Source organism: Nioella nitratireducens (assembly GCF_001879715.1).
In the GTDB taxonomy this organism is placed as follows: Bacteria; Pseudomonadota; Alphaproteobacteria; order Rhodobacterales; family Rhodobacteraceae; genus Nioella; species Nioella nitratireducens.
This window is the reverse complement of record NZ_MNBW01000004.1, coordinates 28,759-41,454: the sequence shown is the minus strand read 5'-3', so window position 1 is coordinate 41,454 and position 12,696 is coordinate 28,759. Positions and strand designations below refer to the sequence as shown.

General features: G+C 63.0%; 16 protein-coding genes. 6 read left to right on the top strand and 10 right to left on the bottom strand.

Going from position 1 to position 12,696, the window contains the following annotated elements:
- The first annotated feature begins 15 nt into the window (after positions 1–15).
- Positions 16–1,842, top strand: coding sequence for an ABCB family ABC transporter ATP-binding protein/permease (locus tag BKY27_RS04500; protein WP_071673458.1), 1,827 nt, complete (start codon positions 16–18; stop codon positions 1,840–1,842).
- Positions 1,843–1,861: 19 nt separating this feature from the next.
- On the opposite strand, the gene BKY27_RS04495 is transcribed toward BKY27_RS04500, so the two are convergent.
- A complete protein-coding gene (locus tag BKY27_RS04495; RefSeq protein ID WP_071673251.1) occupies positions 1,862–2,320 on the bottom strand; it encodes an Lrp/AsnC family transcriptional regulator in 459 nt (152 codons plus the stop codon).
- A 120-nt stretch (positions 2,321–2,440) separates the two neighbouring features.
- On the opposite strand from BKY27_RS04495, the gene BKY27_RS04490 reads away from it, so the two are divergent.
- Positions 2,441–2,647, top strand: coding sequence for a DUF6356 family protein (locus BKY27_RS04490; protein WP_071673250.1), 207 nt, complete (start codon positions 2,441–2,443; stop codon positions 2,645–2,647).
- A gap of 62 nt (positions 2,648–2,709) precedes the next feature.
- Positions 2,710–3,483, top strand: coding sequence for a class II glutamine amidotransferase (locus tag BKY27_RS04485; RefSeq protein WP_071673249.1), 774 nt, complete (start codon positions 2,710–2,712; stop codon positions 3,481–3,483).
- Positions 3,484–4,287: 804 nt separating this feature from the next.
- On the opposite strand, the gene BKY27_RS04480 is transcribed toward BKY27_RS04485, so the two are convergent.
- From BKY27_RS04480 to BKY27_RS04460, 5 genes are all read right to left on the bottom strand, one after another.
- Positions 4,288–4,554, bottom strand: a complete 267-nt coding sequence (locus BKY27_RS04480) for a hypothetical protein (protein WP_071673248.1) — start codon at positions 4,552–4,554, stop codon at positions 4,288–4,290.
- On the bottom strand, positions 4,551–5,765 hold the full coding sequence (locus BKY27_RS04475) for an NADP-dependent isocitrate dehydrogenase (protein WP_071673247.1): 1,215 nt from the start codon (positions 5,763–5,765) through the stop codon (positions 4,551–4,553). The genes BKY27_RS04480 and BKY27_RS04475 overlap by 4 nt, the downstream gene beginning before the upstream one ends.
- A 214-nt stretch (positions 5,766–5,979) precedes the next feature.
- Entirely contained in the window at positions 5,980–6,558 is a 579-nt protein-coding gene (locus BKY27_RS04470) for an HD domain-containing protein (protein ID WP_071673246.1), read from the bottom strand.
- On the bottom strand, positions 6,555–6,791 hold the full coding sequence (locus BKY27_RS04465) for a hypothetical protein (RefSeq protein ID WP_071673245.1): 237 nt from the start codon (positions 6,789–6,791) through the stop codon (positions 6,555–6,557). The genes BKY27_RS04470 and BKY27_RS04465 overlap by 4 nt, the downstream gene beginning before the upstream one ends.
- Before the next feature lie 9 nt (positions 6,792–6,800).
- On the bottom strand, positions 6,801–7,454 hold the full coding sequence (locus BKY27_RS04460; RefSeq protein WP_071673244.1) for an alpha/beta hydrolase: 654 nt from the start codon (positions 7,452–7,454) through the stop codon (positions 6,801–6,803).
- A 181-nt stretch (positions 7,455–7,635) separates the two neighbouring features.
- Between BKY27_RS04460 and iscR the strand changes: the two genes are divergently transcribed.
- Positions 7,636–8,097: a Fe-S cluster assembly transcriptional regulator IscR gene (gene iscR, locus BKY27_RS04455; protein ID WP_071673243.1), complete on the top strand. Its 462-nt coding sequence runs from the start codon at positions 7,636–7,638 to the stop codon at positions 8,095–8,097.
- A 4-nt stretch (positions 8,098–8,101) separates the two neighbouring features.
- Here iscR and BKY27_RS04450 read toward each other — a convergent pair whose 3' ends face one another.
- The 4 genes from BKY27_RS04450 to BKY27_RS04435 all read right to left on the bottom strand — a co-directional run bounded on the left by BKY27_RS04450 (position 8,102) and on the right by BKY27_RS04435 (position 11,246).
- Positions 8,102–9,181 carry a hypothetical protein gene (locus BKY27_RS04450; RefSeq protein WP_071673242.1) on the bottom strand — a complete coding sequence of 360 codons (1,080 nt, stop codon included), beginning with the start codon at positions 9,179–9,181 and terminating at the stop codon, positions 8,102–8,104.
- A gap of 76 nt (positions 9,182–9,257) precedes the next feature.
- On the bottom strand, positions 9,258–10,316 hold the full coding sequence (locus tag BKY27_RS04445; RefSeq protein ID WP_071673241.1) for a YeeE/YedE family protein: 1,059 nt from the start codon (positions 10,314–10,316) through the stop codon (positions 9,258–9,260).
- Between the two features lie 36 nt (positions 10,317–10,352).
- On the bottom strand, positions 10,353–10,703 hold the full coding sequence (locus tag BKY27_RS04440; protein WP_071673240.1) for an ArsR/SmtB family transcription factor: 351 nt from the start codon (positions 10,701–10,703) through the stop codon (positions 10,353–10,355).
- A gap of 165 nt (positions 10,704–10,868) precedes the next feature.
- The gene (locus BKY27_RS04435; RefSeq protein WP_071673239.1) at positions 10,869–11,246 is read right to left on the bottom strand and encodes a thioredoxin domain-containing protein; all 378 of its coding nucleotides are present in this window, start codon (positions 11,244–11,246) and stop codon (positions 10,869–10,871) included.
- 75 nt (positions 11,247–11,321) lie between these two features.
- Between BKY27_RS04435 and BKY27_RS04430 the strand changes: the two genes are divergently transcribed.
- Together BKY27_RS04430 and BKY27_RS04425 are read left to right on the top strand one after the other, a co-directional pair.
- Entirely contained in the window at positions 11,322–12,059 is a 738-nt protein-coding gene (locus BKY27_RS04430) for a cytochrome c biogenesis CcdA family protein (protein WP_071673457.1), read from the top strand.
- 20 nt (positions 12,060–12,079) lie between these two features.
- Entirely contained in the window at positions 12,080–12,655 is a 576-nt protein-coding gene (locus tag BKY27_RS04425; RefSeq protein ID WP_071673238.1) for a thioredoxin family protein, read from the top strand.
- The last annotated feature ends 41 nt before the right edge of the window (positions 12,656–12,696 follow it).

Here is a 12,696-nt window from a genome sequence, read left to right as displayed (position 1 = left end):
ACCGAAAGCCAGCCCATGCCGCCAGCCATCATCACCGACCAACCCAAGGGGGCCGAGGCCCGCCGCAGCGGTATGCGGACCATCCGCAAGGTTGCGCCCTACCTGTGGTCGGACGAATACCCGTGGGTAAAGCCGCGCGTCGTGATTGCGATGGTGATGCTTGTGTTGGGCCGGTTGATTGCCGTCTTCACGCCGTTTCTCTACAAGGGGGCGGTGGATGTGCTGTCGGGCGATGCCTCGCCCACCGACATGCTGATGTTGGGCGCCGCCGGGCTGACCGTGGCCTATGGCGTGGCGCGGGCAATGGCCGTGGGCTTTCAGCAGCTGCGCGATGTTGTCTTTGCGCGGGTCGGGCAGAGGGCCTTGCGCCAACTGGCGCTGGAAACCTTCGAACATATCCACGCACTATCCCTGCGCTATCACATCACCCGCAAGACCGGGGGCCTCAGCCGCATTATCGAGCGCGGGGTGAAGGGCGTCGAATTCCTGTTGCGATTCCTGCTGTTCTCGGTCGGTCCGCTGGTGATCGAATTGTTGCTGGTGGGGATCGTGCTGGCCGTGGTGTTCGACATCTGGTATTTCGTCGTGGTTCTGGTGACGCTGGCGTTTTACATCTGGTTCACCTTTGCGGTGACCGAGATGCGGGTGAAGATCCGCCGCGAGATGAACGATCAGGACACCGACGCCAACCAGAAGGCCATCGACAGCCTGCTGAATTTCGAAACCGTCAAATATTTCGGGGCCGAAAGGCGCGAAGCCGACCGCTATGATGCCGCGATGGCTGGCTATGAGCGGGCCGCGCTCAAGACCGCCTATTCGCTCGGTGCGCTGAATTTCGGGCAATCGGTGATTATTACCATCGGCCTTGTGATCGTCATGGTCATGGCGGCGTTCGGGGTGCAGCGGGGCGATCTGACCGTGGGCGATTTCGTGATGGTTAATGCCTACATGATCCAGATCACCATGCCGCTGAACTTCCTCGGCACGGTCTACCGTGAAATCCGGCAGGCCTTGGTCGATATGGGTGAAATGTTCGACCTGCTGGAACAGCCGGCGGATGTGACCGATGCCGCCGATGCCCGTGAGATGACGTGTGACAAGGGCGAAGTGGTCTTTGACTCTGTCCGCTTCGGCTATGAAGCCGCGCGACCGATCCTCAAGGGGTTGTCGTTCTCGGTTGCGGCCGGGCACACGGTGGCGCTTGTCGGCCCCTCGGGGTCAGGCAAATCCACCATCGGGCGGCTCATGTTCCGCTTTTACGATGTCGATGGGGGCGCAATTCGCATCGACGGGCAGGATCTGCGAGAGGTGACACAGAACAGCCTGCACAAACAGATCGGCGTCGTGCCGCAGGACACCGTGCTGTTCAACGATACCATCCGTTACAACATCGCCTACGGCCGCCCCGAGGCCAGCTTTGCCGAGGTGCAGGCAGCGGCGAGGGCGGCCAAGATCCACGACTTCATCGAAAGCCTGCCGGAGGGCTATGAAACCCAGGTGGGCGAACGGGGCCTGAAGCTGTCGGGCGGTGAAAAACAGCGCGTCGGCATTGCCCGGACGCTGTTGAAAGACCCGCCGATCCTGCTGCTGGATGAGGCGACCTCGGCCCTCGACACGGAAACCGAGCGCGAAATTCAGGAAGAACTGAAGATGATGGGCGAGGGGCGCACCGTGATCACCATTGCGCATCGCCTGTCTACCGTCGTCGACAGCGACCAGATCATCGTGCTGAACAAGGGCGAGATTGCCGAGCAGGGCACGCATGAGGAGTTGCTGGCCCTCAACGGTCGCTATGCTTCGATGTGGGCGCGTCAGGCGGCAGAGCGCGACGAGGCGGCCTGAGCCACGAAACCAAAGGGGATCACAGCGGCAGCGCCGTGGTCTCCTTGATCTCTTCCATCACGAAACTGGCCGAAACATCGGCAATCTCTACCTTCGCGGTCAGGCGCTGATAGAGCCGGTCATAATCGGCCATATCCGCGACCCGCGCGTGCAGAAGATAATCCAGATCGCCGGTCATCCGGTAGGCGGCGAGGATCTCGGGCATGTCCCGCGTTGCCCGCGAAAACCGGGTCGACCAGTCGGGGCTGTGCGCACCCGCTCGGATCAGCATGAACACCGACAGCCCCAGCCCGAGCGATGCCGGATCGAGCAGGGCGACCCGCGCCTTGAGAACGCCGCGATCTTCCAGGGCCTTTACCCGCCGCCAGACCGCGTTGCGCGACAGCGCCGCCAGATCGGCCAAAGTATCGAGCGACAGGGTGGCGTCGTGCTGCAAGGCGGTCAGGATCTTGCGGTCATATGTGTCCAGGTTTTCCATTTAGGCAGAATGAGCGAGAAAACGTCCCAAGAAAAGCGGAAAAATGCGTGACATTTGGGATGGGTATTGGCCCGCCTTTCGGCACATTGTCCCGGCGAGACAGACCAACAGGAGACCGCCATGATCGCCCGCCTTTTCACCGATCACCCGCAAAGCGTCGATGAAACCTATCTGGAACACGCCGCCTTTGCCGCGCGCTTTTCCGGCTGGCTCTTCCTTGCGGCCTGCGCCGCTGCCGTTCACGCATTGCTGCCGTTCCTGTTTGAAAAGACCGCCAGCCGTATCACGGCCCGGCTGTATCAGCGCACCCATCATCGCGGACAATAAGCCCGCTTCCCCGCCCCCGAATTCCACGTTAGAGCAGGCCAGACCGCCAGCAGGAGAGCCGCATGTGCCGTTGGGCCGCCTATATCGGGGCGCCGATCTTTCTCGATGAAGTGATCAGCCGCCCGGGCCATTCCCTGATCGCGCAAAGCCAGCACGCGACCGAGGCCAAGACCGAAACCAATGGCGATGGCTTTGGTATCGCCTGGTATGATGCGCGGTCCGAACCGGGGCTTTACCGCGATGTCTACCCGGCGTGGTCCGATCCAAATCTGCGCTCGCTCGCCGAACAGGTGCGCTCGCGGCTGTTCCTTGCACATGTGCGCGCTTCGACCGGGTCGGCCATCAGCCGCAACAATTGTCACCCTTTCGTCGTGGGCCGCTGGAGCTTCATGCACAACGGACAGGTCGGCGGGTTCGAGGGGTTTCGCAAACATGCCGACATGCTGGTGCCCGACGCGCTTTATAGTTTTCGCAAGGGGGCGACGGATAGCGAGGTGCTGTTCCTGATCGCCTTGGCCGAAGGGTTGGAGACAGACCCGATTGCCGCGCTGAGCCGGGCCTGCGGGCACCTGTCGGGCCTGTCGCGGAGCAAGGGCCTGGCCCCCCACCTTCGCCTGTCGGCGGCCTTCAGTGACGGCAAGGCGCTCTATGCGGCGCGTGGCTCGTCCGACCACATCGCTCCGACGGTCTACTACCGTTGGTCGGCCTCTCGGTCGGGGTGGGCGGTCGTCTCGGAACCGCTGGAAATGGACGAGGGCGACTGGACCCCGCTTTGCCCCGGCACCGTTGCGCGGTTCGAGGGGGATAAGCTGGATATCTTCGACCTCTCCCTCTGACGCCGCTCGTCGGTCTCGACCTCCGAGAACTCGGGGCGTTTTTGCCGGAAATACGCCGCCATCAGGGAAAGCCGCATCGACAGGCTGTCCTTCTGGTCGTGCAACTGGCGCAGGGTCATCCGGCGGCGGCGCACCACGGCGCGCGCGACCCGGAAATCCCACCGGCGCTTGCGGTCAAGGTAGCTCTCGGGCAGGCGGCGGCGGACCCATTTCCATGCCCAACCCAGTTGCAGGAAGGCGATGACCTTGAACAGCCACTTGGCCAGCGTTGTCCACAGCATCCGCCAGAGTGCCCCGACACCGGCGGCGATCATGAAGGGCAGCTTGACCGAGAACAGGATCACCCACAGGCCAATGGAACTGACCGACAGGCTGAGCGTGGCAAGGACCACGATCATCGCCGCGACCAGTTTCTCGTACCATTCCAGCCCGGAATACCAGCCCATCATCGCCTGATAGCGCGCCTGCGCGGCGGCCTTGAACCGGGCGAAGATCGCCTCCAGCCGGTTGCGCAGGGCCGAGCCCATGATGAGCGGTGCAAAGCTGCTCATCAGCCATTTCTTGAGCAGTTCGATGCGCAGGAACAGGCGGGATTGCGTCTTGAGCCAGACCAGTACGGCGGGCAGTTCGATCGAGACGATCTTTTGTCCGATGACCTTGAGTTGCAGCAGGATCAGCCCAAGCGCGATCAGCACTTCGTCCCCAAACCAGAGGGTCAGGGCCACCGACAGCGCGGTAACAAGCACAAGCAAAAGGACAGCGCGCCAGAACATGGGTTTACCCTACCGATCTGGGCCGCCATGCCTATTGGGGATTGGCGGGGCGGCGCAGAAGCGACCTGAGCCGAAGCAGCAGAAAGATCACCAGTGGCATGAGAAGCGCGGCAGCCCCGAGTGCCGAGAGGGTCAGGACCGTTTCCGCATCCCCGCAATCGGCGGCGTCGAAATCCGGGATCGCGGCGGGGCCATCGGCGCAGTTGTCGTTCCAATAGACGCGCATCCGCAGCCATAGCAGACCCGGAGAGACCGACAGCCCCGCCGCGATGAAGATGAGGATGCGGGCCGTGCTCATCCGGCGAGCGCCTTGTTCAGATTCTCGTCGATCTTTTCGAGGAAGCCCATGGTCGTCTGCCAGCCCTGATCGGGGCCAACCAGCAGCGCAAGATCCTTGGTCATCACGCCCGATTCAACCGTTTCCACGATGACCTTTTCCAGCGTGGTTGCAAAGCTCATCAACGCGATGTTCTCGTCCAGCTTGGCGCGGTGCTTGAGCGCCCCGGTCCACGCGAAGATGGACGCGATCGAGTTGGTCGAGGTCTGTTGCCCGGCCTGATGCTGGCGATAGTGCCGCGTGACGGTGCCATGCGCCGCCTCGGCCTCCATGATCTTGCCATCGGGCGTCAGCAATTGAGAGGTCATCAACCCGAGCGAGCCATACCCTTGCGCCACCGTGTCCGACTGCACGTCGCCATCGTAGTTCTTGCACGCCCAGACAAACCCGCCGTTCCATTTCAGCGCGCAGGCCACCATGTCGTCGATCAGCCGGTGCTGGTACTCGATCCCGGCGTCCTTGAACTTCGTTTCGAACTCCTCTTCAAAGACCTGCTGGAACAGGTCCTTGAAGCGGCCGTCATAGGCCTTGAGGATGGTGTTCTTGGTCGAGAGGTAGAGCGGCCAGCCGCGCCCGAGGGCGTAATTCATCGAGGCGCGCGCGAAGTCGATGATCGACGCGTCGAGGTTGTACATCGCCATGGTGACGCCCGCGCCCGGCGCGTCGAACACCTCGCGTTCGATCACCTCGCCGTCCTCGCCCTCGAACTTGATCGTGATCTTGCCCTTGCCGGGAAAGCGGAAATCGGTGGCGCGATACTGGTCGCCATAGGCGTGGCGGCCGACGACGATGGGCTGCGTCCAGCCCGGAACGAGGCGGGGCACGTTGCGGCAGATGATCGGTTCGCGGAAGATCACGCCGCCGAGGATGTTGCGGATGGTGCCATTGGGGCTGCGATACATGCGCTTGAGGCCGAATTCCTCGACCCTTTGCTCATCGGGGGTGATGGTGGCACATTTGACGGCGCAACCGACCTCCAGCGTCTTTTCGGCGGCATCGACCGTGATCTGGTCATCGGTGCGGTCGCGTTCCTCGATCCCCAGATCGTAATAGAGCAGGTCGATGTCCAGATAGGGCAGGATCAGTTTGTCCTTGATGAAATGCCAGATGATGCGGGTCATTTCATCGCCGTCCATCTCGACGATGGGATTGTCCACTTTGATCTTGGTCATCGGAAACCTCGGGGAACAGGGGGAATCGTGCTAGTGCCTACCTAGCGGAAATCGGCGCAGAAGGGAAGAAAGGTATGCAAATGTATACCGAAATTTCCGCGCGGGCCGCAGAAACGGTTTTCCCGAAAATCTTTCCCCGGAGCCGGAAAAATCTTCTCGAAGATTGTTCCCTTGGCAGGAAAATTCCTTCGGGGGAATTTTCTGTCTGCCGGTGTCATTCCTTGCCGAACCACGCGGTCAGCTTCGGGCTGAGCCAGTCCCACAGCCCCGGCGCGCCGCGGGCGATCTTGGGGCCCACGCGGCTGCGCACCTGTTCCTCGGTCACGTCGTAGTCTGGCCAGCTGCCGCCCTCGGAATGCAGGTTCAGCACTGGCGGCTGGAACCGGTCCAGCGATTTGGCGAAGATGGCGTCGGGGCTTTCGGCGGCCTCGAACTCTTCCCAGAGCGCCCGGAACTCCACCGTCTGATCCCCTGGCAGCAAACCGAACAGCCGGTCGGCGGCCGCCTGTTCGCGCGCCGCCATCGCCTCCGTGTCCACCGCGCCGTGAATAGGCGCGTCGCCCGCGTCTATCTCGACGATATCATGCAGGATCAGCATTCGGATCACCCGGTCGATCTGCACGCCCTCGGGGGCCTGATCGGCCAGAACGAGCGCGAAGAGCGTCAGGTGCCAGCTGTGTTCGGCGCTGTTTTCATGGCGCGAGCGGTCGGCGAGATAGGAGGCACGGGTGATCTGTTTCAGCCGGTCGGCTTCCAGCAGGAAGGCAAGCTGCGCGTCGAGTCGGGCGCTCACCCCTCGGCCTCTTTCACCTGCTTTGCCTTGTCGATACGGTTGGACAGCCAGATCCGCGCCCGCTTCTCGGCGCGGCGGATGCGCACCGAGGTCATGAACGCCTCCTGCAACGTCATCGAGGCCGCGCCGATCGTGGTCGAGAGTTGTTCGATCAGGCGATCGTCGTCCAGCTCATCCTCGGCCTTCAGTGCATCCTCGGCCAAAGCATCGGCAAGCTCTGTGACGAAGTCCATCCCGGGGCCTCAGCGCGTGGATTCGGTGAGGCGGCGGCGCACATAGCCCTGCACCGAGTCGATCATCGGCTCCATGTAGGGGTCTTCGAAGAAATGCCCGGCACCCTCCATCTCCTCGTGGGTTATGGTGATGCCCTTCTGTTCGTGCAGCTTGTCCACCAGGATGCGCGTGTCCTGAGGTTTCGCCACCCGGTCGGCCGATCCGTTGATGACCAGACCCGAGGCGGGGCAAGGCGCGAGGAAGCTGAAATCATACATGTTCGCGGGGGGCGAAACAGAAATGAACCCGGTGATCTCGGGTCGGCGCATAAGCAACTGCATCCCGATCCATGCGCCAAAGCTGAAACCGGCGACCCAGCAATGCTTGGAGTTCTGGTTCATGGATTGCAGGTAATCCAGCGCCGAGGCCGCATCGCTCAGTTCGCCCACACCCTGATCGTATTCGCCCTGGCTGCGGCCCACGCCCCGAAAATTGAAGCGCAGCACCGTAAAGCCCATCTGGTGGAAGGCGTAGTGCAGGTTATAGACCACCCGGTTGTTCATCGTCCCGCCGAATTGCGGGTGCGGATGAAGGATGATGGCGATGGGGGCGTCTTTGGCCTTTTGCGGATGGTAACGGCCTTCGAGACGGCCCTCCGGTCCGGGAAAAATCACCTCAGGCATCGCGGCTCCTTCGTTCTTCCTGAGAGGGGCGGCAGGCGTCATTGACGACCGGGCGCGGCGCTCCCTAGAATGGTTTGTTGGCCTGTGGTTCTTGCACAGGCAGGTGGATCGCAGTTAAGCGTCCCTGCGCGAAAGGTCAACGTTCAGAGGGGCCTGATGGCCACGCAGAGGGCAAAAACCGATGAAATTGAGCACCAAGGGCCGCTATGCGATGGTTGCGCTGGCCGATCTGGCCCTGCAACCCGACCGCGGACTGACCTCGTTGGCGGAAATTTCCAAACGGCAGAGCATTTCGCTGCCCTATCTGGAACAGCTTTTCGTCAAGCTGCGCCGGGCCGGGCTGGTCGACTCGGTCCGCGGGCCGGGGGGCGGTTACCGGCTGGCGCGACCGGCGTCCGAGATCCGGGTGGCCGATGTCTTGGGCGCTGTGGATGAAACCGTCAGCGCGCTGCACACCGGGGCGGGCGCGTCGGGCGGGGCTTCAGGCAGCCGCGCGCAAAGCATGACCAACCGTCTGTGGGAGGGGTTGTCGGCGCATGTCTATGTGTTCCTGCACCAGACACGGCTGTCGGATGTGGTCCAAAACGAACTGACGCCCTGTCCGGCGGTTCCGGGGTTGTTGCACGTGGTGGACGAGGACTGAGACCTCAGACAATCCACGGCAGGAACGGATAAAGCACCGCGATGCCAATGGGGCCAAGCGGCACCAGCCATGGCAGGATTGCCACCCGCAAGGGCAGGGGGGCAAGGTCCGCACCCCGCCGGCGGCCAAGCGCCGGGGCCGCGGCCAACACCAGCAGCACCGCGAACAGGATCGTCTGCGACCAGCGGCCATAGTCGACCCCGAGAACAAACAGCGCCAGCCCGGCCACCGGCGCCAGCAACAGCAGATCGGGCGCGACCGCGTTCAGCCGGTAGTGCCGCCACAGCAATAGCAGCGGAACAAGCGCCATGTAGGCGGCAATCGCGTAGTGCAGCGGCGGAAACCCGCGCGCCGGTTCCAGCAGGTCGCGCGTCCAGACCGAGGCGGCGAGGTTGACCTCGGGTGGCAGGGCCGTGGCCAGATCGACCTCGGTCCCGCCCCACAGCACCAACGCCCCGGCGGCGGCCAGGACCGGACCGGCGACAAGGGCAACCGGGCGAAGCGACCCGGTGCGCATCCATGTCACGGCCAGCAGCACCGGGATGCCGTAAAACAGCACCGCCTCGTGGATCAGCATCGCGGCGGTTGCACAGAGCGCGGTCAGCCAAAACCGCCCCCGCATCACTGCCCAAAGGGCCAAGGCAACCAGAGCGAAATTCAGGTGGTCCAGCCGGGCCAGATCGAACCCCGCCTGCATCATCCCCACCGGCGAAATCAGCAGCGCCACCGCAAACAGCCTTTGGCCGGGCACAGCGCCGCCCAAGGGCAGGAACAGCCGCGAGGCGACAATGGCCAGCCCAAGGCAGGCGAGGGCGTCGATTCCGATCATCACGGCATATTCGGCCAGCCCGCCATCGGGCAGCAAGGCAAAGAGCGGCGCCACCAGCGATCCAACCAGCCCCCGGCGCAGAAAGCCGAACTCTTGATAGCTGACGTGGAAATGGGTCATGTTCCAGACCAGCGGATCGGGGGGCGTGCCGGACAGGGCCCAGCCCATCAGGTGGGGAGCCGCGCCGATCAGCCATGCGATCATCGCCAGCAGCACAAACGCGTTGCGCCGTTCCCGGTTCCAGTCGATTGCCATGCCTGTCGGTCCCCGTTGCCTGTTGCATGCAGCTTAGGGGCTTTGGACGCCGGCACAAAGCCTGATCGGGAAACGCTCAGTCCGCGTTGCGGAAACCTTGGCCATAGATCAGGAAATGCAGCCCGATCCGGGCGCCCGCATAGATGCTGAGCAACGCAATAGGGGCGCTGATGGCCAGCACGGAAAAGGCCGACAGGCCCTGTCCCACGGAACAGCCCCCCGCCAGCACCGCGCCCACGCCCATCATCGAAGCGCCGACCAGTTGCCGCCCCAGTTCGCGCGCGTCATCGCAGGCTTCCCACCGGAAATGGCCAAGTCGCGTGCTGCCGAGAAAAGCCCCGAGAACAACCCCCAGAACCGAGCCGATGCCGAAGGTCAGGCCCGAGCCGGTGGAGGTCATGACATAGAGGATGGTTTCGCCGATCGGTGCTGCAAAGCTGTGATCGGCGACCGGGATTGCCTCGAAACTGTGGAAATTCAATGCCTGCATCGCGGCCCATGTGGCGGTGATGGTCGCCCCGACCACCCCGGCCCACAGGGCGTATCGACGAAACCCGCCCCAGTCCGCACCGCGCAACGCGAGAATGACCAGCACGGCGGCAACGATCGCGGCAAACAGCCATTCCGGCAGGCCCGTCGCCCGTGCCAGCAGCCCGCCCAGACCGATGGCCTCGTCGCGCGGTATCGGCTCGGCCCCCAGCAAGGCCACCCGCAGCGGGGCAAGAGGCCCCGAGATCGTGGCATAGGCCATGATTCCCATCGTCACGACGACCACGCCCGAGCGGAAATCGCCGCCCCCAATGCGCGCCAAGGCCCCAAAGCCGCAATTGCCCGCAAGCGCCATGCCGACCCCGAACAGAAGACCGCCCGCGACGGCGCCCCCGATCGACCAGTTGCGCAGGTAGAACACATCGCCGGGCACCAGCAGGCCCGTCGCAATCAACAGGTGCGTGCCAAGGATCGCCACGCCAAGGGCAATCCCCCACATTCGCAGCCGGTCGCCATTGCCGCCATAGGTGGCGTCCTCGATGGCGGCGAGGGTGCAGAACCGGCCCACACGCGCCGCCAGCCCCAACACCAACCCGGTCGCGAGGCCGATCAGCGCCGCAAGCGCCGCGTCGGAAAATTCTGGCATGTCGTCCTCCCTTGCGTCCGGCGGGCAGGCAGGGCCTCAGCCGTCGTCGGACGTTTCGGGATTACAGAACATATCGTAGACAAGTTCAAGAATTCTCACCGTGCGCGGATCGGACAGGCGGTACCAGATCGTCTTGCCATCGCGCCGGGTGCTGACCAGACCTTCCAGCCGCAGCCGCGCCAGTTGTTGTGAAACGGCGGCTTGCCGGGCGTGCAGCAATTGCTCCAACTCGGTCACCGAGCGTTCCCCATTCGCCAGATAGCACAGGATCATCAAACGACCCTCATGGCTGACGGCCTTGAGCAGTTGGGCAGCCTCGGTTGCGCTGTTGGCAAGCCGCTCCATCTCGTCGTCCTCAAGGTCCGCAATCTGTGCTGGAAGGCCCATGACGCCCCGTCCGTTCTTGCCCATGGGCGAAAATGCTGCCCGATACCAAGGTTGTAGAGCTTATGGACCTTTTTTCCCACATCCGTCCAGACCGTACCGGCCCATTTCGGGACTGGCACGATGACGCGGCGCGGGAAAAGGGCTGCGAAAAGAGCGTTTGCCCGGTCATTGGGCAGCCGGTCTTTCAGACGGCAAGGCGCGGGACAACAACTCCATCTGCATCCAGAACAATTCTGCCCCCGCGTAGCCTTCGGCGCGGGACAGTTCGGTTCCATCGTCCATCAACAGGAAAGTCGGGGTGAAGACCACGGCCCTTGCCGGCGAAAGATCATCGGGCAGATCGTGCAGGTCGACCCGGCGCAGGGGCATGGCCTGCCCGAAATCGCTGCGGGCATAGCTTTCGCCGATCTCGGTATGCCAGCGGCGGCAATAGACGCAGCCGTCCTGTTCGACCATGACCAGTTCCGGTTGGGCGACCAGCGGTGTCGACAGCGCCAGAAGGGTCGCCCCGGCCAGCCCAAGGATTTTTGCATTCATCGGCATACTCACGATTGACGATCCCTATACATAATGTATTTTGAATGTGTGAATATGGCAAGTGCAGGGGAGGGCGCGTGCGTGTTTGACATCAGCTTCGGTGCAGCGGCCCTTGCGGGACTTCTATCGTTCCTGTCGCCGTGCATTCTGCCCATTGTTCCGTTTTACCTGTCCTACCTTGCGGGGATGAGCGCCGACGAGGTCATGGCCGCGCGCGACAATGGCGCGGCCAGCCGCAGGGCGATCTTGCCCGCCATTGCCTTCAGCCTCGGTATTCTGACCATCTTTATGGCGCTCGGCATGGCGGCCTCGACCTTTGGCCAGACCGTACGCGAGGCGATGCCGGTGCTGCGATGGTTCGCGGCGGCGATCATACTGGTCATGGGGCTGCACTTTCTGGGGGTGGTCAAGATCCCGCTGTTGTATCGGCAAATGCGGGCCGATGGCGGTATGGACCGGGGCAAGGGATTGCTCGGTGCCTACTTGATCGGGCTGGCCTTCGCCTTTGGCTGGACGCCCTGCGTCGGGCCGGTTCTGGCGGCGATCCTGTTCACGGCGGCAGATGCCGGCACGGCCGGAAAGGGCGCGCTGCTCTTGATGGTCTACGGGCTGGGAATGACGCTGCCTTTCGTGGTTGCGGCGGGGTTCGTGGGGCCGTTCATGCGCTGGATGCAACGCTTTCGCCGCCACATGGGCAAGGTTGAAAAGGGCATGGGCGTGCTTCTCATCCTGTTCGCGGTGCTCATTGCAACCGATTCCGTCAATCGCATCGCGGAATGGATGATCGAATATGGACCCGACTTTACCCGGCTTGGGTAGGTCGTCTGAGGGGAGGAACGATGAAACAGCTTTTTTATGGTCTGATCGGTCTTGCCATGGGGCTTGCCCTTTCCGCACCAGCGATGGCCGAGCTGGACGATGCCGGCCTGCATGTCGAGCCATGGATCGAGGACACCTTCCTAGATCTGCGCGAAGATCTGGCCGACGCCAATGCCAACGGCCAACGCCTGTTGATCCTGTTCGAACAGCGGGGCTGCATTTATTGCCGCGAGATGCACGAAACCGTTTTTTCCCGCGACGACATCGCGGCGATGTTGACGGATGATTTCTTCGTCGTGCGGCTCAACCTGCACGGAAGTCTGGAGGTCACCGATTTCGACGGGACCGTGATGAGCGAGCGAGACATTGCCCGCCGCTGGGGCATTCTGTTCACGCCGACCCTGATGTTCATGCCCGAAGAGGTCAGCGAAGACCGGACCGCGCCCCAGGCCGCGGTGGCGTCGATGCCCGGGGCCTTCAGCGGTTGGACGACGTTCAACCTGTTCACCTGGGTGTTGGGGCACGGCTACGATGAAGAGGAAGGCTTTCAGCGTTATCATGCCAGAAGACTTCAGGAAATGGGCATCATCGAGTGACCGTCATTGACGCCGGTCAACGCTTTCGCATTCAAAAATGC